Annotated in this window: 20 protein-coding genes and 1 pseudogene; 11 read left to right on the forward strand and 10 right to left on the reverse strand. The window is 66.7% G+C overall.

What is annotated here, in order from left to right; genetic code table 11:
• A partial coding sequence (locus PGN37_RS27125; protein ID WP_335334039.1) for an APC family permease occupies nucleotides 1-907 on the reverse strand: 907 nt, incomplete at its 3' end.
• 408 nt (nucleotides 908-1,315) lie between these two features.
• Between PGN37_RS27125 and PGN37_RS27130 the strand changes: the two genes are divergently transcribed.
• The gene (locus PGN37_RS27130; protein ID WP_335334040.1) at nucleotides 1,316-1,813 is read left to right on the forward strand and encodes a heme-degrading domain-containing protein; all 498 of its coding nucleotides are present in this window, start codon (nucleotides 1,316-1,318) and stop codon (nucleotides 1,811-1,813) included.
• Here PGN37_RS27130 and PGN37_RS27135 read toward each other — a convergent pair.
• The 8 genes from PGN37_RS27135 to PGN37_RS27170 all read right to left on the reverse strand — a co-directional run bounded on the left by PGN37_RS27135 (nucleotide 1,799) and on the right by PGN37_RS27170 (nucleotide 12,412).
• On the reverse strand, nucleotides 1,799-2,470 hold the full coding sequence (locus PGN37_RS27135; protein WP_335334041.1) for a ThuA domain-containing protein: 672 nt from the start codon (nucleotides 2,468-2,470) through the stop codon (nucleotides 1,799-1,801). The two genes, PGN37_RS27130 and PGN37_RS27135, sit on opposite strands and share 15 nt — an antisense overlap.
• Nucleotides 2,467-3,927 (reverse strand): aspartate ammonia-lyase, encoded by a 1,461-nt coding sequence (locus tag PGN37_RS27140; protein ID WP_335334042.1) that lies wholly within the window; start codon nucleotides 3,925-3,927, stop codon nucleotides 2,467-2,469. The genes PGN37_RS27135 and PGN37_RS27140 overlap by 4 nt, the downstream gene beginning before the upstream one ends.
• Nucleotides 3,924-4,475, reverse strand: a complete 552-nt coding sequence (locus PGN37_RS27145) for a VOC family protein (protein WP_335334043.1) — start codon at nucleotides 4,473-4,475, stop codon at nucleotides 3,924-3,926. Before PGN37_RS27145 ends, PGN37_RS27140 begins: the two co-directional genes overlap by 4 nt.
• An 8-nt stretch (nucleotides 4,476-4,483) precedes the next feature.
• Nucleotides 4,484-5,815, reverse strand: a complete 1,332-nt coding sequence (gene hisD / locus PGN37_RS27150; RefSeq protein WP_335334044.1) for a histidinol dehydrogenase — start codon at nucleotides 5,813-5,815, stop codon at nucleotides 4,484-4,486.
• 146 nt (nucleotides 5,816-5,961) lie between these two features.
• Nucleotides 5,962-7,107 (reverse strand): MFS transporter, encoded by a 1,146-nt coding sequence (locus PGN37_RS27155; RefSeq protein ID WP_335334045.1) that lies wholly within the window; start codon nucleotides 7,105-7,107, stop codon nucleotides 5,962-5,964.
• A gap of 14 nt (nucleotides 7,108-7,121) precedes the next feature.
• Complete coding sequence (locus PGN37_RS27160) at nucleotides 7,122-9,131, reverse strand: oxidoreductase (RefSeq protein ID WP_335334046.1); 2,010 nt, start codon at nucleotides 9,129-9,131, stop codon at nucleotides 7,122-7,124.
• A gap of 19 nt (nucleotides 9,132-9,150) precedes the next feature.
• Nucleotides 9,151-10,713 (reverse strand): GMC family oxidoreductase, encoded by a 1,563-nt coding sequence (locus tag PGN37_RS27165; protein WP_335334047.1) that lies wholly within the window; start codon nucleotides 10,711-10,713, stop codon nucleotides 9,151-9,153.
• A gap of 136 nt (nucleotides 10,714-10,849) precedes the next feature.
• Nucleotides 10,850-12,412 carry a PucR family transcriptional regulator gene (locus PGN37_RS27170; RefSeq protein ID WP_335334048.1) on the reverse strand — a complete coding sequence of 521 codons (1,563 nt, stop codon included), beginning with the start codon at nucleotides 12,410-12,412 and terminating at the stop codon, nucleotides 10,850-10,852.
• Nucleotides 12,413-12,570: 158 nt separating this feature from the next.
• On the opposite strand from PGN37_RS27170, the gene PGN37_RS27175 reads away from it, so the two are divergent.
• The 5 genes and pseudogenes from PGN37_RS27175 to PGN37_RS27195 all read left to right on the forward strand — a co-directional run bounded on the left by PGN37_RS27175 (nucleotide 12,571) and on the right by PGN37_RS27195 (nucleotide 17,925).
• On the forward strand, nucleotides 12,571-14,355 hold the full coding sequence (locus PGN37_RS27175) for a thiamine pyrophosphate-binding protein (RefSeq protein ID WP_335334049.1): 1,785 nt from the start codon (nucleotides 12,571-12,573) through the stop codon (nucleotides 14,353-14,355).
• 2 nt (nucleotides 14,356-14,357) lie between these two features.
• Nucleotides 14,358-15,219, forward strand: a pseudogene (locus PGN37_RS27180) (mycofactocin-coupled SDR family oxidoreductase).
• The gene (locus tag PGN37_RS27185; protein WP_335334050.1) at nucleotides 15,220-15,882 is read left to right on the forward strand and encodes a uridine kinase family protein; all 663 of its coding nucleotides are present in this window, start codon (nucleotides 15,220-15,222) and stop codon (nucleotides 15,880-15,882) included.
• A gap of 72 nt (nucleotides 15,883-15,954) precedes the next feature.
• Nucleotides 15,955-17,013: an aldo/keto reductase gene (locus tag PGN37_RS27190; RefSeq protein ID WP_335334051.1), complete on the forward strand. Its 1,059-nt coding sequence runs from the start codon at nucleotides 15,955-15,957 to the stop codon at nucleotides 17,011-17,013.
• A 9-nt stretch (nucleotides 17,014-17,022) separates the two neighbouring features.
• The gene (locus PGN37_RS27195; protein ID WP_335334052.1) at nucleotides 17,023-17,925 is read left to right on the forward strand and encodes an alpha/beta fold hydrolase; all 903 of its coding nucleotides are present in this window, start codon (nucleotides 17,023-17,025) and stop codon (nucleotides 17,923-17,925) included.
• 39 nt (nucleotides 17,926-17,964) lie between these two features.
• Here the strand turns inward: PGN37_RS27195 and PGN37_RS27200 are convergent, their stop codons facing one another.
• The gene (locus tag PGN37_RS27200) at nucleotides 17,965-18,462 is read right to left on the reverse strand and encodes a GAF domain-containing protein (protein ID WP_335334053.1); all 498 of its coding nucleotides are present in this window, start codon (nucleotides 18,460-18,462) and stop codon (nucleotides 17,965-17,967) included.
• Between the two features lie 270 nt (nucleotides 18,463-18,732).
• Between PGN37_RS27200 and glnT the strand changes: the two genes are divergently transcribed.
• From glnT to PGN37_RS27225, 5 genes are all read left to right on the forward strand, one after another.
• Entirely contained in the window at nucleotides 18,733-20,115 is a 1,383-nt protein-coding gene (gene glnT / locus PGN37_RS27205) for a type III glutamate--ammonia ligase (RefSeq protein WP_335334054.1), read from the forward strand.
• Entirely contained in the window at nucleotides 20,112-20,873 is a 762-nt protein-coding gene (locus PGN37_RS27210; RefSeq protein ID WP_335334055.1) for a creatininase family protein, read from the forward strand. Before glnT ends, PGN37_RS27210 begins: the two co-directional genes overlap by 4 nt.
• 19 nt (nucleotides 20,874-20,892) lie before the next feature.
• Nucleotides 20,893-21,630: a TetR/AcrR family transcriptional regulator gene (locus tag PGN37_RS27215; RefSeq protein ID WP_335334056.1), complete on the forward strand. Its 738-nt coding sequence runs from the start codon at nucleotides 20,893-20,895 to the stop codon at nucleotides 21,628-21,630.
• A 237-nt stretch (nucleotides 21,631-21,867) separates the two neighbouring features.
• Nucleotides 21,868-23,169, forward strand: a complete 1,302-nt coding sequence (locus PGN37_RS27220; protein ID WP_335334057.1) for an AAA family ATPase — start codon at nucleotides 21,868-21,870, stop codon at nucleotides 23,167-23,169.
• Nucleotides 23,132-23,709 (forward strand): hypothetical protein (locus PGN37_RS27225; RefSeq protein ID WP_335334058.1); only part of this gene is annotated, 578 nt, incomplete at its 3' end. The genes PGN37_RS27220 and PGN37_RS27225, both read left to right, overlap by 38 nt.

Here is a 23,709-nt window from a genome sequence, read left to right on the forward strand (position 1 = left end):
TAGCGGTGAGAATTGCCGTGATGGGGTTGGCCACCTCACCGTCGACGATGGCCTGCAGATTCGGCGCGGCGAGAATGTAGCCGACGAACGCGAAGATCGCAGCAGCGCCACCGAGGATCACCGTGAGCATCATCGACCGCGGAATGGTCCTGCTGGGATTGGGCGTCTCCTCGGCGACCTCACCGCACGCCTCGAAGCCGTAGTACAGCACCAGGCCGATGATCGCCGCGGTGAAGAAGGCGCTCGTGTAGTCGCCACCGCTACCGGTGTTGAACGTGTCGAACAAGACCGAGAAGCTGTTCTTGCGGGCGAAGATCAGCAGATACAGACCCACCACGACGATGCCGGCGACTTCGGCCGCCAGACCGATCTTCGCGATGGTCGCCAATGTCTTGGAGCCGGTCGAGTTCAGGCCGATGCAGACCACCACGACGATCGTGGCGATGATGAACTTCTGCAGCGGCGTCGAGGAGATGGTCGAGTCGGAGTGGAACAGGGCGAGTACGAAGTCTGCGCTGAACATCGCGGTCGTGGTGCAGCCGACGACGATGCCGGCGATGTAGATCCACGACATGATCCAGGCGTAGGGACCGTTCCACAGTCGGCGTGCCCATTGGTAGAGACCGCCGGCGATCGGGAACTGCGACACGATCTCGCCGAACACCATGGCCACCAGGAGCTGACCGAACGCCGCGATCAGCAGCCATCCGATCGCGGGCGGTCCCGCCGTGGTGAGGGCCTGGGTGAACATGGACAGCACACCCACCAGAGGGGACAGATACAGGAAGCCGAGCGCGAAGTTCGACCACTGGCCGATCTTGCGGTCGAATTTCTCCTCGTAGCCGAGGACGCGGAGGTGCGCGTCGTCGCCTGCGAGCGACCTTCCTCCGCCGTTGGTCATGGACATTGCTTCTCCTTCGAGAGTCATCGACACCCCTGTGTCGACCGGTGAGCGCGTGGTCTTGTCAGTGCCCTGTCAATGCCACGGTGCAGTGACGGTGGCGGCCGCGTTGTGACTGCGACCACACATGAAGTGTGGTGGAACGACGGGGTACGGGAGTAGACGCACACCGTGCAACAGGTGCACCGTGTATTTCTCGACATGGATAACGAACACACGAGCTAACACGGCCGCAATATCGCGGAAAACAGCTGGTCATCGGCGTGCAACGGACCAGAGCCGCCGAGATGCTCACGTTCTCCGATGACGCTGTCGGTGCACTGCAGTGAGCGGTCGCACACGTGCAACGACGCGGTCCATGACTACACATGTTGGTCATTGGCATGTCCTCTCGACTCGCCCTAGCGTTGAATGATGACCGAGACGAATCGATGGCAGGCGGCCTGCGAGCGGGCGCTCGCCGACGAGAACACCATCGATTACGACCGGTTCGGCCACGCCGACGCCTGGACACTCGGGTCCAGGATCGTCGAAACCGCCGCCGCGCAGGGCCATTCGATCGCGGTGGCCATTGTGTTCGGCGAGCAGCGCGTGTTCCACGCGGCCCTCGCCGGCTCGGCCGCGACCAATGACGACTGGCTGGCCAGGAAGTTCCGGACCGTGGCCAGGCACAACTGCTCGTCGTGGGCGATGACCTGCCGTGTGCGCGCCAACGGCGGTGACTACTTTGCCGAAAGCGGCTATGCAACCGGCGATTTCGCTCTCGCCGGCGGGGCCGTCCCGTTGCGGGTGCGCGGCTCGCTGATCGGGGCGGTCGGCGTCTCGGGTCTGGCCGAGGAGGACGATCACCGCGTGGTGATCGACGCGATGCGGGCCCATCTGATCACGTGTGGTGGATCAGGCGCCCGGTGACCGGCGCGCCGCCCATGCCAGGCCCTGCTTGGTCAGCCGTCGCACGTCGGCCCCGGCCAGGTCCTGCGGTGCATGGCCGATCGAGTGGTAGAACACCCGCCCCCTACCCCACTGCCGGACCCACGCGACGGGGCTCGTCAGCCCGTCGAACCAGGCGAAGTGCTCGCCGGAGAACGACGTCTGCGCAAGAACTCGGTTGTTCGGATCGACGCTCATGTAGTACTGCTCGGACGCAACGGGGAAGTCGTTGACCCCCTGAGTGACCTCGTGGTCGGTGTCGACGATCGTCACGTCATAGGGCTGCGGATACCCCTCGCCGGCCGGGTGGGCCAGGAAGTCGCCGCCCAGCATCAGGTGGTACCGCAGGCTCGATCGGAACGCGGCGGCTGCGCCGTGCCATGCCGCCACCCCGGTGCCCGCCTCGACCGCGGCCAGCAGATGGTCCTCCTGGGAGTCCGACAGGTCCTCGGTGGTCAGTGCGTTGTTCCAGCCGAGGATGATCAGATCGTAGGACGTCAGATCCCGGTCGAGGGTGAAGATGTCCTGCGACTCCTCGATGTCGAATCCCAGTTCACCGACCAGGTTTCGGGTCCACTCCGCGATGTTGTACGGGCTGTGGCCGGGCCAGCCACCGTAGAGGTAGAGGACATTGGTCATGAGTTGTCGCTTCCTTTCCTCGTGGCGATCTCGTGCTCCAGCACCAGCAGTTCCCTCGGACCGACCAGGGCTTCCGGCGTGAGAAGGGCCCTCACCTGATCAGTGGTGAGGAGCCGCTCGGCCACCACCAGATCGGGAATGGCCTGATCCGTCGTCAACGCCTTCTTGGCGATGCGCGCCGCCGCGGCGTACCCGATGTAGGGGCTGAGCGCCGTGACGACTCCGATCGAGTGGGTGACCGAATGCATCAGGTGATCCCGGTTGGCGGTGATACCGGTGATGCACTTGTCGATCAGCGTGTGGCACGCCCGATTCAGATGCATCAGAGACTGGAACAGGCTGTGCGCGATGATGGGCTCGAACGCGTTCAACTGCAGCTGACCCGCTTCGGCGGCCATGCTGACGGCCACATCGGCGCCGACGATCTGAAAGGCGACCTGGTTCACGACCTCGGGGATCACCGGGTTCACCTTCCCGGGCATGATGCTCGAACCGGCCTGCACCGCAGGGAGATTGATCTCGTTGAAGCCGGATCGAGGACCGGAGGACAGCAGCCGCAGGTCGTTGCATATCTTGGACAGCTTCAGCGCCGTCCTCTTGAGGACGCCCGACACCTGCACGAACGCCCCGACATCCTGGGTGGCCTCGACGAGATCGCGGGCCGTCGACAGCGGTAAACCGGTGGCAGCGATCAACTTCTCGCACACCAGACCCGCATAACGGGGGTGGGCGTTGAGCCCGGTACCGATCGCCGTTCCACCAAGATTGATTTCGGAGATGAGCTGGGCGGTCTCCGCCAGCCGGTCGGCGTCCTCGGCGACCATCACCGCATACGTCGCGAACTCCTGGCCGAGCGTCATGGGCACCGCGTCCTGCAGCTGGGTGCGGCCCATCTTCAGGACGTCGGAGAACTCCTCTGCTTTCGCCGCGAAAGCCGCCGACACCTGACGGAGCGTCTCGACGAGCACCGTGGTCTGGTCCTGCAGCGCGATCTTGACCGCCGTCGGATACACGTCGTTGGTGCTCTGACTCATGTTGACGTGTTCGAGCGGATGCACCTGCGAGTAGTCACCCCGGGCGAATCCGAGGATCTCCAGCGCGCGGTTCGCGATCACCTCGTTGGCGTTCATGTTCGTCGACGTCCCCGCGCCACCCTGGATCGCGTCGACCACGAAGTGCTCGTGTAGGCCCCCGGCGCGGATCTCTTCACACGCGGCGACGATCGCGTCAGCGCGTCGTCCGTCGAGCAGACTCAGATCCCGGTTCGCCTGCGCAGCAGCCTGTTTCACCGCCGCCAGGGCACACACGAAGTCGGGGTAGGCCGCCACCGTCACGCCGGTGATGGGAAAGTTCTCCACGGCGCGGGCAGTGTGGATGCCGTAGTAGGCGTGCGCGGGAACCGTCAGCGCGCCGAGCGAGTCGTATTCGACCCGCCCCGCCGCGACCGGCGCCGTCACCGCCACGAGTCAGCGGGCTGCGCCTGGGCGGCGGCGGGGAGCCCCTCGTAGAAGCCGTCGGTGGCGCATGTCGTCAGTTCCAGCTGCATCCCCCACGGCGACCGGAAGTAGAACCATCGCTGCCCCGCCACCGGCGCGTGCGGGTCGACCCCGTTGGGGCCCTCCTGCGCGACGACGCCGGGGATCGAGGTGACGTACTCGTAGGCGGCGTCGATGTCGTCGACGTAGAACGCCAGGTGGTGGCCGCCGACATCGCTGTTGCGTGGCAGCTCCACGGTGCGGTCCGGCGCCTCGTACTCGAACAGTTCGACGTTGTGGTGCTTGCCGATTCGAAGCATCGCGATGGTGCATTCCGCCTTCGGGTCGACGTCGAGCCGGCGACGCATGCCGTCACCGTCGCCGTCGCGGAACGGTCCGTCCCGAAAGATCACCTCGGCTCCGAAGTGGTCGACGAAGAACGCCACAGCCGCGTCCAAGTCGGGCACGGTGTACGCGACGTGGTCGACCGCGCGAAGCGTCGGCACCCGTGGGAAGTCGTATTCACCCATGCCGCAGCCTAGATCTGCGCCGCGTCGACCGCGAAACGATGCTCGGTCCATGGCAGCGCGTCGCCACCGAATTTGGCTGCACGGACGTCGGCCGAGCGGGCGTGACCCTCGAAGTTCTCCAGCCGGGATGCCCTGCCGCAGATCCGGCCCAGTTCGGCGCTGGACGCCGCGTCCTCGATCTCCTGATAGGTCACCGTCTTGAGGAATTTACCCACCCAGAGACCTCCGGTGTAGTTCGCGGCGCCCAGGGTGGGGAGCACGTGGTTGGTGCCGATGGCTTTGTCGCCGAACGAGACACAGGTCTTCTCGCCGAGGAACAGCGCGCCGTAGTTGCGCATCTCGGTCAGCGCCCGGCGGGGTTCCCGGGTGAGGATCTGGACGTGCTCGCTGGCGTAGCGGTCTGCCAGAGCGAAGGCGTCTTCCAACGAGTCGACGACGTGCACCTCGCCATGGTTCTCCCACGACACCGCGGCGATCGCATTGGTGGGGAGGTTCGTCAGCTGCCGTGACACCTCGTCGATCGTCTCCCGGCCCACCCGCTCGGAGGTGGTGATGAGAACGACTGGCGAATCGGGGCCGTGCTCGGCCTGGCTCAGCAGATCGGCTGCGACCACGAACGGGTCAGCGCTCTCGTCGGCGACGATGAGCACCTCGGTCGGACCGGCGAACAGGTCGATGCCGACCTCACCGAAGAGCTGTCGTTTGGCCTCCGCGACATACGCGTTGCCCGGCCCGGTGAGCAGGTTGACCGGTGCGATGGTCTCGGTACCCAGCGCGAGCGCACCGATCGCCTGGACACCACCCAGGACGTAGATCTCGTCGGCGCCGGCCAGGTGCATCGCGGCCACGCTGATCTTGGGAGCGCCGCCCTGATTGGGCGGAGTGGTCGCGGCGACCCGTTCCACGCCGGCAACCTTCGCCGTGACCACGGTCATGTGCGCCGAGGCGGTGAGCGGGTACCGGCCGCCCGGTACGTAGGCACCGGACGCGGAGACCGGGACGTGCTTGTGCCCGAGCTTGACCCCCGGCAACGTCTCGACCTCGATGTCGAGCATCGAATCGCGCTGGGCCTGAGCGAAATTGCGCACCTGACGCTGGACGAAGGTCAGGTCCTCGATCACGGTGTCCGGCAGATCCGACACGATCTTGGCGACCTCGGCCTCGGTGAGGCGGAACGACGAAGGAGTCCAGGAGTCGAACCGGTCGGAGTACCGGCGCACCGCCGCGTCACCGTTGCGCCGGATGTCGGCGAGGACGTTCGCCACCGTCTCGACGACCTGAGGATTGCTCTTGTGCGGCGTGCCGACATCGGTGGTCGGGGCCTTGAGGGTGACCGGCACGGGTCGTATCTCCTTGCGCTAGCGATAGATTGGACGGCATCGCGCGGTGGCCGGCGGTGACGTCTTTCCAGTGTGTGCTCGCACACCGGGACGAGAACAGACACACTGTGTGCGATGAACCGGAACATCGGTGCACATGTTGTTCGTCACCGTCGGACGGCCGGGGCTGCCAGCGCGCAGACCACCGCCGCGACCATCGGCAGGATCAAGGCGATGGCCAGATTCGTCGCCTCCGCCACCCAGCCGAGAACCCCTGGGCCGGCGAGGATCGCCAGGTAGCCGACGCCGACGACGAGCGACAGGTGACGTGCGGACCCGTCACCGAGATTGCCTGCGGCCGAGAACACCTGGGGCACCCCGCCCGCCACCCCCAGTCCCGCGAGCGCCCAGCCGGCGAGGGTCAGCGGGAGCGCTGTGGACATGACGACCGTGCCGAAGCCGACGACGGCGACCGCCGCACCGAACCGGACGATGACCACCGGTCCGTAGCGCGCGCTGAGGCGGTCGATGGAAAAGCGGCCGATCGTCATCGCACCGACGAAGGAACCGAAGGCGAGCGCCCCGGCAGTCGGCGTCTCGCCGAGCTCCCGCTGCGCGTGCATGCTGCTCCAGTCCATCGCCGATCCCTCGGCGAGCAGGAACAGGAAGGCCAACAGACACAACACCGCCACGCGGCCGCGGCTGACCGGTGCGGTGGGATCGCGCGCGGCCACGGTGCCCGTCACCGGCACTGCGATGTCCAGGTCCGCTGGGCACCGACGTAGCCCGGCGGCCGCCGCGGCCCCCACCGCCAGACAGACACCGGAGGCGACGAGCGCCGTGGTCAGAGTCGAGGCGTGCAGCGCGAAAGCCGCGGCACTGAGCAGCGATCCGGCGACATTGCTCGCTGAGAACACTCCGTGGAACGACGCCATCAGAGGGCGTTCGTAGAGCCGCTCGGCGATGACGGCGGCGGCGTTCATCGCGACCTCGGCCGATCCGATGGCCAAGCCCAGGACGAAAGCGCCGGCGGCCGCCCAGGGCCAACTGGCGGCTGCCAGGGGCGGCACGATCGCCAACGCCATCGCGCCGACCGTGTAGACCGCAACCCAGCGCGGACCGAACCGGTCGGACAGCCGGCCGCTGAGCCGCATGCCGGCGATAGCGCCCGCGCCGAGAATCAGCAGCGTCGTCCCGAGCATCGAGGTCGAGATCCCCGTTGCCGTCTGCAGCGCGGGCAGGTGCACTGCCCACGTCGCCATCACGATGCCGAAGATCGCGAACCAGGCATAGATCGCGGCGCGGTAGATCAACCGATGGCGAGTGCTCAGACTGTCACCGGAATCCTGCGCGCTGCGCGCTCGCCTTCGTGCACGGCCTCCATCATGGTCCGGCTGGCAATCGCGTCGCCCACCCGCTCGACGCTGGCGCCCGCCTCCTTGAGCGCGAAATACAGATCGTTCACCGGGCGATGCCAGCCGGCCAGGATCACGGTGTCCACGGATTCGAGGGTGGCGGGGCGGCCCTGCTCGGTGATGTGCACGGTGGAGCCGTCTATCGCCGTCACGGTGGTGAAGGGGTGAGTGACCATCCCGGACCTGTGCACGCGCGGCACGGCGAGGTTGGCACTGAACGGGCCCAGCTTGGCGCCGACGTACGGCAGCGGCGTCACGAAGTCGACGTCGCGCCCGTCCTCGCACAGCTGCAAGGCCAATCCGATTCCCTTCCAACCACCTTCGCCGTCGTCGACGATGAGCACGCGCTGCCCCACCGGACGCTGCTCCTCGAGGACATCCCAGACCGAGAGAACGTGATCCTGATCGAGGCCGGGGGTGAAAAGAATGCCCTGGGCGAGGTTGCCGACGATGTCATGACCCGGCGCCGATCCCGTCGCCACGATCACGTGGTGCGGTTGCAGAGCCAGGATCTCACCGGCCGTCGGGGACTGCCCGAGCCGCAGTTCCACCCCGTGCTTGGCGATCATCACGTCGAGATGGTCGACGACGCCGCCGATTTCACCGCGGCCTCTTATCTTCGCCGCGATGCGCAGCTGCCCACCGGTGCGACGGCGGCGTTCGAACAGGATCACCTCGTGGCCCTGGCGGGCGGCGATCTCGGCGGCCTTCATCCCTGCGGGGCCGGCGCCGACGACGACGACACGGCGACGCTCGGCCGTCACAGGCAGGGTACCGATGCCGAGTTCGAGTTCGTAGCCGGCGGCCGGGTTGTGCACGCACGAGGAATGCGTGACGTTGAAGAGCCGGTCGATGCAGCCCTGATTGCAGCCGATGCAGCGCCGGATCTCGTCGAGCCTGCCCTGCTTCATCTTCGTGACCGTCTCGGGATCGGCGATCTGCTGACGCGTCATCGCGACCATGTCCGCGTGTCCGAGCGCGAGGATGTCCGCGGCGTCGCTCGGGTCGTTGATGCGGCCCACCGCGATCACCGGAACGGTGACCACGGCCTTGACGGCTGCGGCGAGGTCTTCCCAGATTCGCTTGGGGTGCTGCATGTCCGGCACGTTCTGGTGGGCCTCGTTGTAGGTCGCCGCCTTGACGCAGATGTAGTCGATCTTGCCGGTGGCGTCGATCGCCCTGGCGATGTCCTGCGCGTCGCCGACCTCGAGTCCGCCCGGGCTGAAGTCATGGCCCTGCAGGTTGATGCCGACCAGGAAGTCAGGGCCGACTTCATCGCGCACGGCGTCGATGACCCGCATGACGATGCGCAGCCGGTTCTCCAGCGAGCCACCGTAGTCGTCGGTGCGGTGGTTGGAGAACGGCGAGAGGAACGAGGCCAGCAGATATCCGCCGTAGCCCGAATGGATTTCGACGCCGTCCATGCCGCCCTGCTTGGCGTGCCGTGCGCCGACCGCGTGGGCGGCGACGATCTCGTCGATGTCCTCGAGTTCCATCGCCTTGGGCATCTCGAGATTGAACGGGCACGGTGTGTTCGACGGAGACCACAGGGCCCGCTCGGTGAACGTCGAATGTCCCTGCCGTCCACCGTGTCCGAGCTGCATCACGATCCTGGCCCCGTGCTCGTGCACGGCATCGGTGATCTTGCGCAGACCCGGCACGATCTCCGGCAGCCAGGAGCGTGGTTCACCCGGCACATCCTGAGACGTCGGATGGATCTGCGGGAATGCCATCCCGATCAGGCCCACGCCACCGAGGGCACGTTCGCGGTAGTAGGCGACGTGCTGGTCGGTGGGCAGATAGTCCTTGGCCATGCCGGTGCCGTGGCCCGTCATCACCACGCGGTTGCGGATTTCGACGTTGCCGATCGTGATGGGTTCGAACAGTGGAGCCAGGGTGGCATGGTCTGCCGTGACGGTCACGGATGTACTCCTTGGGTGATCAGTGGGTCAGGACGCCGGAGTGGCCGAGCCGCAGCGACAGTGCCGCCGCCGTGATGGCCGGGTTCACCGCGCCCGACGAGACGAACGGCGAGGTGTCGGCGATCCACATGTTCTCGAGGTCGTGCGCCTTGAGGTTTGCGTCGACGACGCTGGTCGCGGGATCGTTTCCCATGCGTGCGGTCCCGCACTGATGCGATGTCGCCTCGACGCCGAGGCTGCGGGTCAGCACCACCGGGAAGCCCGCCCTGCGAACGACCTTCTTCATCCTGCGGATCAGATCGTGGTGCGCGGCCAGATTGGTCTCCCGGCGGTAGATGCTGATCTGGCCGTCGGGCCGAAGAGTCACACGGCTCTCGGGAAGCGGAAGGTCCTCGGTCTGGATGAACAGATCGAGCGTGTACTTGGTGACCTCGTCGAGGATGGGCATCGGAACCCGCGGCTTGCCCATCTTCGCCTGCGGGCCGCGCAGCTTGCCCAGGCCCTGCACATTGCCGAGCGGGTACGGGTTGTCGGGGCCGGCCTGATACCAGTCGTTGATACCGATCGTCTTCTGGTAGACCGCTTCGTTCTTTCGGCGGGGGTCCGCCGCCAGGAAGAAGGTGGTGATGTGCGCCATGTAATTGCGGCCCACCTGATCCGACGCGTTCGCCAGGCCCCCGGGGTGGGTGTCCGACGCGGAGCGCAGCAGCAGGGCTGCGGTGTTCACCGCGCCACAGGACAGGACGAACTTCGCCGCGCGGACCTCGATACGTCTGCCGCGGTGGGTGATCTCCGCTGCCACGACGGTGCGACCGTCGTCGGTCGTGCGCAGACGGGTCACCTCAGCGTTGGTGAGCATCTCGACGTCGCGCCCTGCTGCGAGGGCGGGCCGGACGGCGCACATGTCGGCGTCGCCTTTCGCGTCGACCATGCAGGCGAAGGAATCACACGTCTGGCACAGGACACAGTTGCCGCCAGGTCGGCGGTCGAGCGCCTGGGGCGCCGAGAAGGGATGCAGACCTTGTTGTTTCGCGCTCTCGACGAGGCGGGCCATCGCCCCCTCGTGTGGCACGCCCGGGAACGGGTAGTCGGTGGAGCGCCAGGGATCGGTCGGATCTTCCCCCTTGTTGCTGTGCACCCAGAACATCTGCTCGGCCTCGGCGTAGTGCGGTTCGAGCTCGGCGTAGTCGATGGGCCAGGCCGGGGAGATTCCGTCGGCGTGCTCGATGGCGCCGAAGTCGCATTCCCGCAGACGGGGCAGCGTGGCTCCGTAGAGCTTGGTGCTGCCGCCGACGTAGTGGTAGTTGCCCGGGACGAAGTCGTTGCCCGTCGTCGCGTCATGCCAGACCGCCGAGTTCTTGTAACGCCCCTCGGTGTGCACGGCATCGAAGGACCAGTTCTCCCGCTCGACGGGCAGGAAGTCGCCCTGTTCGACGATCAGGACGCAAACGCCCTTGTCGCGCAGCGCGTATGCCAGCGAACCACCACCCATACCGGAGCCGATGATGGCGATGTCGGTCTCGACGACGTCGGGCGGATCGGAGATGATCTGCGACCGGACGGCCGCACGCGAAAGTGTCACGGAACAAGACTCCCTGGGCTGAGGGCGGTGAGCCACCGGTGTGTCTGGTGGATCACTTCACGCTACGAAGTGCGCGTCGCAGCGGACAGACCCAACGTGTGCAGCCTTCGGCCGCCAGCAGCACAGGGTGTGCAGTCTAGGGACGCTGCTGCCGCTGCAGCAGGTCGTGCCCGCGTACCGCGAAGACGAGGGCTTGCCGGGTGTCCGGATCGTCGAGGGAGCGCTCGAGCAGGTTGGTGATGCGCTCGAGCCGGTAGTAGAGGGTGCGCCGCTGCACGAACAATTGTTGTGCTGCTTGGGATTTGTTGCCGTCGCAGGCCAGGTACGTGCGCAACGTCGGGAGCAGCGGATTGGATGCGGTGGCGTCGTGTTTGAGGATCGCGCCGAGCTCGTCCTCGATGTAGCGGGCGAGTTCGGGCCCACCGGCCAGCGAGGCGAGCAGGCGAAGAACCCCGAGATCGTCGAAGCGGTGTACCTCTCTGTCGGGTTTGGCCGCTGCGACGGACGCCGCACTGCGGGCCTGCTCGACCGCTGTCGACAGCTGCCCGGCGCTCACCGGCCGACTGACGCCCGCGCGGATGTCGAGGCCGCGCAATCGATCCACGATCTTTCGCTCGGAACTCGTCCGCGACAGACCCATGATCGCCAGGGTGTGCTCACCAAGATCGGCGACGACCGCCGGCACGCGCATGGTGCGGCACAGCTCCTCCATTGCGTCGTCGCTCGTCGCGCCGGGCGGGGACTCCTTCAGCACCGACACCACCACGAGCGCACGGTCCCGCAGATCCCGTCCGAGTCGCAGCGCCCTGGCGACGAAGGCTTCACCGTCGATGTCGCCGAGCAGAAGCCGACTGACCAGTGCGTTCTGCCGCTGCGCCGATCGGGCTCCGCTCTCCCTGGCGCCCAGCAACGCGATCGCGATCCCGTCCGTGGCGCGGTCGACGGCGTAGCCGGCCGTACCGACCACGGCGGTGCCGCCGTGCAGGACGTGCAGCCACCCCCATCGCTCGCCGCGCAGGACCACGGCCCGGCGGGTGCAGTTCGGAGCCTCGCCCGCCGAGCCGGAATCACTCGACGTCTCGTGTTCGACCCGCGAGTGCTGCTCCCAATGGGACAGCACCTCATCACCTTCGGGCGTATTGGCCGAATAGGCGACGATCTGGTGGGTCGCATCTTCGAGGACGACCGGATGACCCACCTCGTCGGCCAGCGCATCGGTGAAGCCCACCGGATCGCGACCGGCGAGCAACAGCTGCATAAACGTCGCGTTGAGCCGTTCGTAGGCACTCAGATCCAGGACGCGCTGGTCGACGATCGACTCATGGACTTGCGCCGAGACCTCCACGAACGGCAGCTCCCCCGCCAGCCCGACCACAGGTAGACCGCGGTCACGGGCGGCCTCGACGAGAGGCGCCGGCATCGTGTCGAACGCACGGCCACTGAGTTCGATGATCAGCACGGCCGCACCGGCGTCGGCGAGCCGAGCGATGTACTGCTGCTGCTCAGAAGCGGTGTGCCCGATGCCCAATCCAGCGGTGAGCAACATCTCGCCGCCGGTGAGAAAGCTTGCGATATCGGGGATTTCGGTAGGGTGCACCCAGCGGATGACCCGGTCGAGGTTCTCGTGGCCGGCGTACACTTTCAACGGCACACGCTCGAACACCTCGAGTTGCAGCGCCGCCTCGACGGTCATCGCCATGGTCCCCACCGCCTTCCTGCACGATATGTGCAGTCATCTGGCAATGTAGTTCTCAGATCGGGTCTGACGCAAGCGACGGTGCAGTGGGCAGACTCTCTGGAAACAGGCGGCACGTCGTTTGCACGCCACGTCGAACGCACCGAAAAGGAGAACCTCCCATGCCAAGGCTCAACGGCGGTCAGGTCATCGGCCGAATCCTCAAGGAATACGGCGTCCCCTACGTGGCAGGCATTCCCGGCCATGGCATTTGGGGCCTGATGGACGCGTTCAACGAAGAAGAATCGAAGATCCCCTTCATCCAGACCTACCACGAGCAGAGCGCGGTGCACCTCGCTGACGGGTTCTACCGCGTGTCAGGTAAGCCGATGGCCGCCGTGACGTCGATCGGTGCCGGGGCATCCAACACGGTACTGGGTCTGGCGACGGCCTACAGCGACTCCACCAGCGTGCTGGTGATCACCGGTGGTCCGCCCCGGCACATGCGCGGCCGCGGCGTGCTGCAGGAGCTGGAACGCCAGAAGGACAACGGTTTTCCGCAGGTGGCCGAAGCGGTGTCGAAGCGCAGCTGGGTGGCCAACAGCATCGAAGACCTGCCGTTCGTCATGCACCGCGCGTTCTCGACAATGCTGACCGGGCGCCGCGGCCCCGCACACATCGAGGTGCCGTGGGACTTGCACGCCGAGACCGCGGAGGTGAACTTCCACGACCTCGCCCGTCGGCTCCCCGTCGGCCTGCAGTACCCCGACCCCGAGGCGATCGAACGCGCCGTCGCGCTGCTGGGGACGGCCAAGCGCCCGGTGATCGTGGTGGGCGGCGGCGCCATCAGCGCCAACGCCACCGACGAGGTACGCGCACTGGCCGAAGGACTCGACATCCCCGTCGTCACCACCTGGAACGGCAAGAGCGCATTCCCCGAGGACCACGATCTGTTCTGCGGCAGCGTCGGCCAGACCGGCACCATCCACGGCAACCACCTGGCGGCCAACGCCGACGTGGTCGTGTCGATCGGCTGCCGCTTCACCGACTGGTCGTCGTCGAGTTACGCCAAGGGCCGCTCGTTCTCGTTCCCGCCGGCCAAGCTCATCCACATCGACATCGATCCGCACGAGATCGGCAAGATCTACCCGGCCGAGGTCGGCATCCTGGCCGACGCCAAGCCCGCGGTCGCGGCGATCGTCGCATCGCTCGGCAGCGCCCCGGACCGGACCGAGTACCTCGCCGAAGTCGCCGAGCGCAAGGCAGATTGGGAGAACGAGCTCTCCTCGCGGCGTGACACCGACCGGTTCCCCTTCACACTGCAGCGGCCGCTGCACGCACTGCGTCAGGTGATGGACCGCAGCGGCATCGTGCTCGTCGGATCGGGCAACACCCAGGGTGCGGTCAAGCAGACGTTCCCCGTCTACGAGCCGCGGACCCACCTGACCACCGGCGGCTTCTCGGCGATGGGGTGGCCGGTGCCTGCCGCGCTCGGCGCCAAGCTGGCCGCCCCGGAACGTCAGGTCGCGTGCATCACCGGTGACGGCGACTTCCTGATGACCGCGCAGGAGATCGGGGTCGCGGTACAGCACGACATCCCGGTCGTGTTCGTGGTGCAGGACAACTCCGGTTACATCTCGATCCGCGGCGGTCAGCGCAATGCGACCGACCGGATCATCGGTACCGAGTTCAATCGCCCGGACGGATCGCCGTACAGCCCCAGCTTCAAGGATCTCGGAAAGTCGTTCGGACTGGAGTCATTCCGCGTCGAATCGGCGGCCGATCTGGAGCCCACCTTCAAGCGTGCCTTCGATGCCCAGGCTCCCGTCCTGGTCGAGGTGCCGACCGATCGCGATCTGGCGAGCCCGTTCGTGCCGGGTTGGCTGGACTTCCCGCCGCTGCCCCACATCACCGACGAACGCGCCGACGAGTACCGCCAGATGCGCGCCGCCGAACAGCACCAGTGACCATGGCGAGTTTGACCGGCAAGGTCGCGCTGATCACCGGAGCCGCACGCGGGGCAGGGTCGCTCGCACGCGCTGCGGCTGGCCGAGGAGGGCGCTGACATCATCGCCCTCGACGCCTGCCGCCAGATCGAGTCGGTCCCCTATCCGATGGCCGACCCCGACGATCTGCTCACCACCGTCGACCTGGTGAAAAGCCGTGGTCGGCGCGTGTTCTCCGCGCAGGTCGACGTGCGGGACCTCGCCGGCATGGAGCGGGCGGTCAGTGCCGGCATCGACGAGCTGGGCAGTCTCGACGTGGTGGTGGCCAACGCGGGCACGCTGAACGACACGGCGCCGCTGTGGGAGCTCACCGAAGAGCAGTTCCAGGATCAGATCGACGTCAACCTGACCGGTGTCTGGAAGACGATCAAGGCGTGCGTCCCGCACATGCTGCGCCAGAACTGCGGTGGTGCAATCGTTTTGATCAGTTCCATCTCCGGGTTGACCGTCGAGCTGAACGTCGGGCACTACGCGGCGTCCAAACACGGGGTCAACGGCCTGATGCGGACGCTGTCCGGCGAGTTGGCACCCTACGGCATCCGGGTCAACTCGGTGAACCCGACGAACGTCAACACGCTGATGATCAACAACCCGAGGTACAACCGGCTATTCGCCGGCGGGAAGGACGGCGCCACGCAGGAGGATGCGCTCGGCGCGTTGACCGCGATGCATGCGCTGGAGATCCCGTTCCTCGAACCGTCGGATGTCAGCAACGCCGTCGTGTACCTGGCATCGGAGGCGGGCCGGTACATCACCGGCACCGCGCACGTCATCGACGCGGGTGCGATGAACCCGTTCAAGGCCCCGCATCTGTCTGTGCACTGAATGCCTTATGTCGACATCGATCCCAGTTCCGTCTCGTGGATTCGGGGATCAGCGGCCGATGTTCGATCTCGCATCGTCGCCGAGCGGGGCCGGCGGCCGGCGGTGTGCGCGATCGACGGCCACAGCGGCTCGGGGAAGTCGACGCTGGCGGCGGCGATCGCCTCCGGGCAGTCGGACATCGCGATCGTCCACACGGACGATCTTGCGTGGCATCACAGCTTTTTCGGGTGGGCCGATCTGCTGATCGACGGCGTGCTCAGGACTCTGCGCGCCGGGTACTCGGTGGATTTCCGGCCGCCGGCGTGGCCTGAGCGTGGTCGGACGGGTTCGATATCAGTGCCGTTCGGTACCTCCGTTGTGCTCGTCGAAGGGGTGGGGGCGGCCCGTCGCGAGGCTCGACCGTTCCTGGACTACGTGATCTGGGTTCACGTGCCCGAGGAACTCGGCCGGGAGCGTGTGATCGCGCGCGGCGATGACGATGCCGCGTTCAGGCAGCGATGGATGGCCGAGGAGAACGCGCTCTTCGAGGATGACCCGCCGTGGACTACCGCCGACCTGTGGGTCGACGGCAGTCATTCTGGCGGAGGCTTGCCGATGTGTGCAATGGGCAGCGGCGATGTTGCACGAAACGGATCTGATGGCGGATCGCGCTCGCCGAGATAATGGTTGCAGTGCAACGCGTTTGCGGTCCCGCCGAGGGGTCGTGACACGGCACGTCACCAACAGAGGAATCCCATGCAGCCTTCGGTCACCCGTACCCACGCCCGCTCCGGGCTCACCTTCACCGCCATCGGGTACGGCGGTGCCCCGATCGGCAACTTCAACGGCACCTTCACCGACGCCGAAGCGCAGGCGATGGTCGACCAGTCGTGGGACCAGGGAGTCCGGTACTTCGACACCGCGCCCGGCTACGGCAACGGCCTGAGCGAGTACCGCCTCGGGCAGGCACTGCGGTCGCGCGATCGGACCGAGTTGGTGCTGTCGACCAAGGTGGGCCGGGTGCTGACGCCGATGGTCGGGGCACCGACGAGAAACGGTGATTATCTGGACATTCCGCCGTTCGTCGCGACCTATGACTACTCCTACGACGGTGTGATGCGGGCCGTCGAGCAGAGCATGCAGCGCATGCTGACGGACCGGTTCGACGCGCTGTTCATTCACGACTGCGACGTGTACACCCACGGGGACGCGCAGCCGGAGTACTTCCGGCAGGCGATCGTCAGCGGCTCCCCGGCGCTGGAGATGCTGCGCGATCAGGGCGTGGTCGCGGCGATCGGCTTCGGCGTCAACGAGACGAACGTGATGTTCGACGCGGTGAAGGCGGTCGACGTCGACATCTGCTTGCTCGCAGGGCGGTACACGCTGCTGGAGCAGGAACCGCTCGATGACCTGCTACCGCTGTGCGAACAGCGCGGCGTGGGGATCGTGCTCGGCGGTGTGTACAACAGCGGGGTGCTCGCGACTGGGGCGATCGACGGCGCCCGGTTCAACTACGGTCCTGCACCGGCTGATGTGCTCGCGAGAACCTCTGCACTGGAGGCAGTCTGCGCGGAGTTCGACGTGCCGTTGGCGGCGGTGGCCCTGCAGTTCGCCTATGCGCACCCGGTGGTGACCAGCATCTGCCTCGGCTCCCGCAACGCCGGTCAGCAGGCCCGCAATGCGGACCTGTTCTCACTCGAGATACCTTCAGGGCTGTGGGATGAGCTGCGCTCTCGCAACCTGATTCGCGAAGACGCGCCGACTCCGGGATCCGACCGTGTTGTCGAGGCCCCTGGCTTGTCGGAACCGATGTAGGGTTCGTCGGTGGGGTACGTACAGACCGAGACCCTCCGAATCGGCTATCTGGAAGACGGCGACGTCGACGGTTGGCCGGTGGTGCTGTGTCACGGCTTCCCCTATGACGTCCGCGCTTTCGACGAGGTGATGCCTCGGCTGGTTCGCGAGGGCGCCCGGGTGATACGGCCCTTCGCGCGTGGTTTCGGGCCGACCCGGTTTACGACGCCAGACGTCGTCCGCTCCGGTGAACAGGCGGCGCTGGCCGACGATCTGCGGCAACTCATCGGCGCGCTCCAGTTGGTCCGCCCCATCGTGGCCGGATACGACTGGGGCGGACTTGCGTGCTGCGGCATCGCCGCAGTGTGGCCCGACCTGATCTCGGGCCTCGTGTCGATGGCGGGTTACAACGTCATCGACGAGCGACAACAGCACGGGTTTCCCCCATCGGTGGAACACGTGGCGTGGTACCAGCACGTGTTCCAGACATCCCGAGGGCGGGAAAGCCTGTCCGCGCATCGGCACGAGATGTGTTCGATGCTGTGGCGGCAATGGTCGCCGACGTGGCGCTTCGACGAGGCGGTGTACGAGGCCACCGCGCCATCACTGGAGAATCCGGACTTCGTCGATGTGGTGGTGCACGCCTATCGCCACAATTTCGGCACGGCAGCGGGAGATTCCCGCTACACGTCTGCCCGTGAGGCGCTGGCGCGCCGGCCGATCATCCCGGTGCCCACTGTCACGCTGGACGGACTGCACGACCCTCTCAAACCAGGAGGGACAGCGGATCACGCGCCGATGTTCTCGGGCCGCCACGAGCATCGGACGGTCGACAGCGGCCACAACTTGCCGCAAGAGCGTCCCGCGGACTTCGCGGATGCGGTACTGACGTTGGCCGGGTGGCTAGGCTTCGTCACCGGTTCCAGAAGCTGAAAACTCGTCCGGTTCGCTAGTCGCCGGATGTCCCGACGGTCAGCTGAGCGCACTGTCGTCCTTCTGGACGATCTGCTCGACAGCTTTTGCCAACTCCGAGAGCTGCTCTCGTTCTTCGTCGGTGTAGTCACGCGAGTTGTCGTCGAGTACACACACCGTTCCGACGACGCGGCCCGCGCCGTCGTGCACAGGCACGCCGAGATAGTTGTGCAGTCCGAATTCCACTTCGTCCTCGTTGCCCGCGAAGGTGGCATCGTCGCGGGAGTCGCGGACGAACACGGCGTGGTCGCCGTCGACGACCCGCTCGCAGTACAGCGGTACCCGGGAGGCGTCGTCCAACGCCTTCTTCCCGGCCGCGCCGACGGTGTAGTGCTGGGTGGCTTCGCCCGCGGTGGCGGCAACCACCATCGAGTCGGCCTCTGAACGCATCACAAGAACCGACTTCACGCCGAGCAGTTCTGCGACTTTCTCGAGATGGCCGGCCAAGGGAGCGAGCCCCTCGGTGGTGTCCGTCGTGTGGGGCTGTGCATCAGGCATGTGTCCACTCTTCACGCGCTGCCAGCCGACGGCAACCGTTTCGCTCACCCGAAGCCCATGCCGTCAGCCGCCGGCAGGTATGTTTTCGATAACTTATTGACAATATCTGCATTCACGCAGTTCACTTCCGTATTTCTGACCCGGTTGGTCCGGCTTGGTTTCAATGGTTCATTTACTAGCGCGAAACAGAGCAGCAACACAGCGCGCCTAACGTCTCCCTGGTCTCAACGCACCACAGCCGATCCCGCATCGGCAGGACAGGAGCACATCATGACCGCGACGCTCAACGGAGGGTCGGCGCACGCCGAGACTCCATCCGAAGTCGCCGAGGTCGCCGAGCGGTTGACCGCCGCTGGAGTGAAGTACGCCGCGATCAGCTTCGTCGACATGCACGGCAAGCCGAAGGCCAAGATGGTGCCGCTCGGACATCTCGGACAGGCAGCGCGCGGGTCGGAGATGTTCACCGGCGCAGCCCTCGACGGGGTGCCGCAGGACGTCAACGACGACGAAGTCGCCCCGCACCCCGACCTCGCCGGGGCGATCATCGCGCCGTTCAACCGCGAGGTGGCGTGGTTCCCCGGCGACCTCTACATCGGCGACACCCCGTTCGAAGCCTGCAGCAGAGGCATTCTCAAGCGAGTCACCGCCGAGGCGGCCGCGCTCGGTTACACCTTCAACCTGGGTATCGAGACCGAGTTCTTCCTCCTCAGCGACGCCACCGGCACACCGGCTCCCGCCAGTGCCGACGACACCCTCGACAAGCCCTGCTACGACCTGCGCGGGCTGCTGCACAACTATGCGGTGGTCGACGAGATCGTGTCGGCGATGAACGACCTGGGTTGGGACGTCTACTCATTCGACCACGAGGACGGCAACGGTCAGTTCGAGACCGACTTCACCTACACCGACGCGGTCACCATGTCCGACCGGCTGGTGTTCTTCCGCATGATGGTCGGCGAGATCGCCCGTAAGCACGATCTGTTCGCGTCATGGATGCCGAAACCCTTCGCCGACCGCACCGGCAGCGGAGCCCACTACAACATGTCGCTTGCCGACAGCGACGGTCGGAACCTGTTCGCCGACAACGATGACGCGCGCGGGTGTGGCCTCTCCGAACTGGGTTATCAGTTCACCGCCGGGGTCCTGCGCCACGCGTCGGCGATCTGCGCGGTGGTCGCCCCGACGGTCAACAGTTACAAGCGGTTGGTCAAACAGGGCAGCATGTCCGGGTTGACCTGGGCGCCCATCTTCGCCTGCTATGGCGACAACAACCGCACGAACATGATGCGGATCCCCAGGGGCGGTGGACGCATCGAGTGCCGTGCCGCCGACAGCGCGAGCAATCCCTACCTCGGTGCCGCGCTGATGTTGGCGGCCGGCCTGGAGGGCATTCGCGAAGGCCTCGACCCCGGAGAACCCAACCGCGACAACCTCTACAGCCTGTCGGAGGCGGAGTTGGCCGCCCGCCAGATCGGTTGGCTGCCCCGCTCGCTGGGCGAGGCGATCGACGCGCTCGAGGCGGATCCGTTGGTTCGCAACGTGTTCGGTTCGGCGATGTTCGACTCCTACGTCGCCGAGAAGAAGGCGGAGTGGAACTCTTTCACCGCCCACGTCTCATCGTGGGAGACCGACCGCTACCTGAGGTTCTGGTGAGCGGCAACGCCGGGGTGACGCACCGCTGGGAGGAACACACCTCGACGCAACTGGCGCATCGGCTGGCCGCGGACCCGGACTGCGTCGCGCTCATCCCGGTGGGCGCGACCGAGCAGCACGGCCCACACCTGCCGGTCGGCACCGACACCATTCTCGCTGCCGCGGTTGCTGATGCCGCTGCTGGCGACATCGCGCTCGTACTGCCGCCGATTGCGTTCGGCTCCAGCATGTTCCACGGCTCGGCAATGGCCGGAACGGTCGCGTTCAGTGGTGAGGACACCGCCGCGACCGCCTACCGGGTCGCCCGAGCCTGCGTCGACTCCGGCGTTCGGCGTGTGATGTTCGTCAACGGGCACGTCGGAAACGCCGCGGCGCTGTGGATTGCCTGCGATCACTTCCGGCGCGACCTGCCCCGGGCGCGCATCGGGGTCATGCAGTGGTGGGACCTCACCGCCGACATCGCGCGGCGCGCCACCGCCGACGCGCTCGACTGGCACGCCAACGCGGCCGAGACCTCGTTGATGATGGCCGTACGGCCGGAACTGGTGGACGTCGAAGCGATGGCGCGCGCCGACGATCCGGACCGCACCGAGGGACTGGTCTTCCGCTACCCCGTGGGGTCGGTGTCGACGAACGGGGTGACCGGCCATCCGTCGCGCGCGTCCGAGAGTTTCGGGATCGAGCTGTGGGGCGATGTGGTGATCGCAGCACGCGACGTCGTCAGCCGCGCCCATGTCGAACAGCCGCCGTTGAGCTGACCGCCGTAGAGTGCTCACCGTGCCATCCCCTGAGCGGCGCGCGCAGGTCCGCGCAATCGGACGGCCCCGCCGCGACGCCGAATCAGCACCCGCGGGATCGCCCCGTGCGGGCATCGTCAGCGCCGCGACTCGGCTGTTCAGCGAAAAGGGTTATGCGCAAACGACGATGAGCGACATCGCGCGCGCCGCGGGTCTGCAACAGTCGTCGCTGTACTACTGGTTCCGCAACAAAGAGCAGCTGCTGGGCGAGACGCTGTTGGTCAACCGCGCACCGTTGAAGTTCATCGCCGAGGTCGGCGCGGGATCGGGGTCGCCGGCACTGAAGCTCTACCGGCTGTTGCGGTTCGACACCATGCAGCTGGCAGTCTCACCGATCGACTTCAACGAGATCCAGCGCATCGCCCATGCGCAGCGTGCCGACTTCCACCAGTTCTGGGCCGACTACGAACGGCTCAAGAACTGGGTGGTCGACCTCATCGGCGCCGCGATCAGCGAGGGCAAATTCATCGAGTGCGACCACGAGGAGACCGCCGGGCTGCTGCTGAACTTCGACGAGGGCGCGCAGAAGCGCACGCGACTGCACACCGACCACGGCGACCGCGCAGAGGAAGCGGTGCGCGTCGGCGAGCAGGTCGCCATCATCGCGGTACGCGGTCTGCTCAAGCGGCCCAGTGAGATCGCCCGGATTCAGGAGCAGGCGGCTCGATTCGACGATGCGGCCATCGCGCTGCGGGCTGCCGAGCCGTCGGCGGACTGAGACGCAGAACGCCCACTCAGGCTTCACTCACCAGCCGGGTTGCCCGGCTGGCCCTGAGTGCTCGTGCCGTTCTTGCCATCGGCGCCCTTCTGGCTGCTGCCCGGACTGCCGTTTGGTGCCGACCACGGTCGCCGTTCGCGCGGAGTTCGAGCCACGCCCACCACATGTGGAGATGCGATTCATGACGTGGGCGGTGATCTCGCGCATTGCTCAGAGGGGGCCAGCTAATATCCGGCCATGCCACGACGGTGGCCCCTCATCGGGCGAGACGATGCTTTGTGCGAGGTCATGGCGTCTCTCGATGCGCTCGGCGTCGACGGGATCGTGCTCGCCGGAAATGCGGGCGTCGGGAAATCCCGTGTCGCCCGCGAGGCGGCACGACGCGCCGCGGATGCCGGATGGAGCCTGCGCATGATCGCGGCGACCGCAACCAGTAGGGCCGTTCCGCTCGGGGCCTTCGCGCAGTGGACCGACGACCACGGCGGAGCGCCTGCCGCATTGGTGCGGCGAGTCGGTGAGGCCATTGTCCGCGACGCCGAACCCGGCCGGGTCCTGCTTCTGGTCGATGACGCCCATCTGCTCGACGAACTCTCGGTTCTGGTGGTGCAGCACCTGGTCGACTCGGGAACGGCCAAGGCGGTGGTGACCATTCGTGCCGGGGAGCCGATCCCCGCCGCCCTGTCCGTGCTGTGGAAGGACGGGAGGCTGGTGTGGCGCGAACTCGGCGCGCTGTCACGCGAGCTCCTCTCCGCAGTGCTCGAAAAGGCCTTCGGGGCTGTGCCGGAGCGGCGATGCCTACGACGGCTCTGGGATCTGACCGAGGGGAACATGCTGTTCGTCCGTCAGTTGGCCGAGCAGGAGGCCGAGGCGGGACGGCTGATGGTCACCGACGGGTGGCTGCGCTGGCACGGCGACGTCGCGATCGGTGGTTCGCTTGCCGAGCTCGTCGACACACAAGTCGGTGCGCTCCCCGAACCCGTCCTCGAGGTCATCGACATGGTCGCGATCTCCGAGCCCATCGGCTGGCGCTGCTTGGCAACACTCGCCCAGCACGACGCCGTGGAGGAAGCCGAGCGGCGTGGGCTGATCAGGGTCTCTGGCGACGACGTGTTCGTAGGCCACCCCCTGTTCGCCGAGATTCGGCGTGCGCGTTGCGGTTCGATGCGTCTGCGACGGCTGCGTGGCGAGGTCGCCGCCGCAATGGAGGACAACGGTAGTGCGGCGAGTGTGGTCAAGCAGGGGCTGCTGTGGCTCGAGTCCGACCTGCCCGCGCGACCCGACTTGCTGCTGTCGGCGGCACGGGCGGCGAACTCACTGCTCGACTTCGACTTGGCCGAGCGGCTTTTCGCCGCTGCGGCCGACGCCGGTGTGGGGGGCGCGCGCGCACGTGTCGCGTGCGTGGTCGCTGTTCATGATGGGCGACGGCGACTCCTCCGACCACGTGCTCGCGAAGATTGCCTCTGCGCAGGACGACGTCGAACCCGGTTTTCGCAACGATGTGGTGCTACGCGCATCGAATGCGTTGTGGGCCAAAGGTGAACCGGCGGAAGCCACGGACATCATCGACGAGGCGCTCGCGGCCGAGACAGGCGAACGCCGTCAGCAGATTCTGGTGTTCCGGTCCACTCAGCTCGCCCTCGCCGGGCGGACGCTCGACACCCTGAAGACCTTGGACGACGTCGATGACCGACAACTGGGGTCCTATGGCACCGCGATGGCCTGCATCGCGGCATGCATGGCCTACGGGGAGCTGGCACAACTGGATCGGGCGGCCGCCACCGTCGCGGCGTCCGCACGAGCGCTCGAATCGACACCAGAGGGGGCTCATCTGCACGGCCCCATCACCGAGGTCTACACCGGTGCGCTGGCCGCGTCGGGACGCATCCACGAGGCCCTCGAGATCGCCCAGCAGTTCGCCCTCAGCCGGTTCGGGCAGGCAGTGGCGATGCGCGACGTGGCGGAACAGATCCTCGGGATGGCGCATCTGGCGGCCGGCGATCTCCGCACCTCGCTCGAGCACCTGCCCGAGCGCGTCGACTCCAGTTCATGGGTCGGGCGGGGATTCCACAATGCCAACAG

The sequence above is a fragment of the Mycobacterium kyogaense genome (assembly GCF_036946525.1).
Lineage (GTDB): Bacteria > Actinomycetota > Actinomycetes > Mycobacteriales > Mycobacteriaceae > Mycobacterium > Mycobacterium kyogaense_A.

What these genes read in the sequence shown, in the direction of transcription:
- PGN37_RS27130 (WP_335334040.1), top strand. Translation starts at nt 1,316, where the DNA reads ATGACCGAGACGAATCGATGGCAGGCGGCCTGCGAGCGGGCGCTCGCC.
- PGN37_RS27135 (WP_335334041.1), bottom strand. Translation starts at nt 2,470, where the DNA reads ATGACCAATGTCCTCTACCTCTACGGTGGCTGGCCCGGCCACAGCCCG.
- PGN37_RS27145 (WP_335334043.1), bottom strand. Translation starts at nt 4,475, where the DNA reads ATGGGTGAATACGACTTCCCACGGGTGCCGACGCTTCGCGCGGTCGAC.
- PGN37_RS27170 (WP_335334048.1), bottom strand. Translation starts at nt 12,412, where the DNA reads ATGGCGATGACCGTCGAGGCGGCGCTGCAACTCGAGGTGTTCGAGCGT.
- PGN37_RS27175 (WP_335334049.1), top strand. Translation starts at nt 12,571, where the DNA reads ATGCCAAGGCTCAACGGCGGTCAGGTCATCGGCCGAATCCTCAAGGAA.
- PGN37_RS27185 (WP_335334050.1), top strand. Translation starts at nt 15,220, where the DNA reads ATGCCTTATGTCGACATCGATCCCAGTTCCGTCTCGTGGATTCGGGGA.
- PGN37_RS27190 (WP_335334051.1), top strand. Translation starts at nt 15,955, where the DNA reads ATGCAGCCTTCGGTCACCCGTACCCACGCCCGCTCCGGGCTCACCTTC.
- PGN37_RS27200 (WP_335334053.1), bottom strand. Translation starts at nt 18,462, where the DNA reads ATGCCTGATGCACAGCCCCACACGACGGACACCACCGAGGGGCTCGCT.
- glnT (WP_335334054.1), top strand. Translation starts at nt 18,733, where the DNA reads ATGACCGCGACGCTCAACGGAGGGTCGGCGCACGCCGAGACTCCATCC.
- PGN37_RS27220 (WP_335334057.1), top strand. Translation starts at nt 21,868, where the DNA reads ATGCCACGACGGTGGCCCCTCATCGGGCGAGACGATGCTTTGTGCGAG.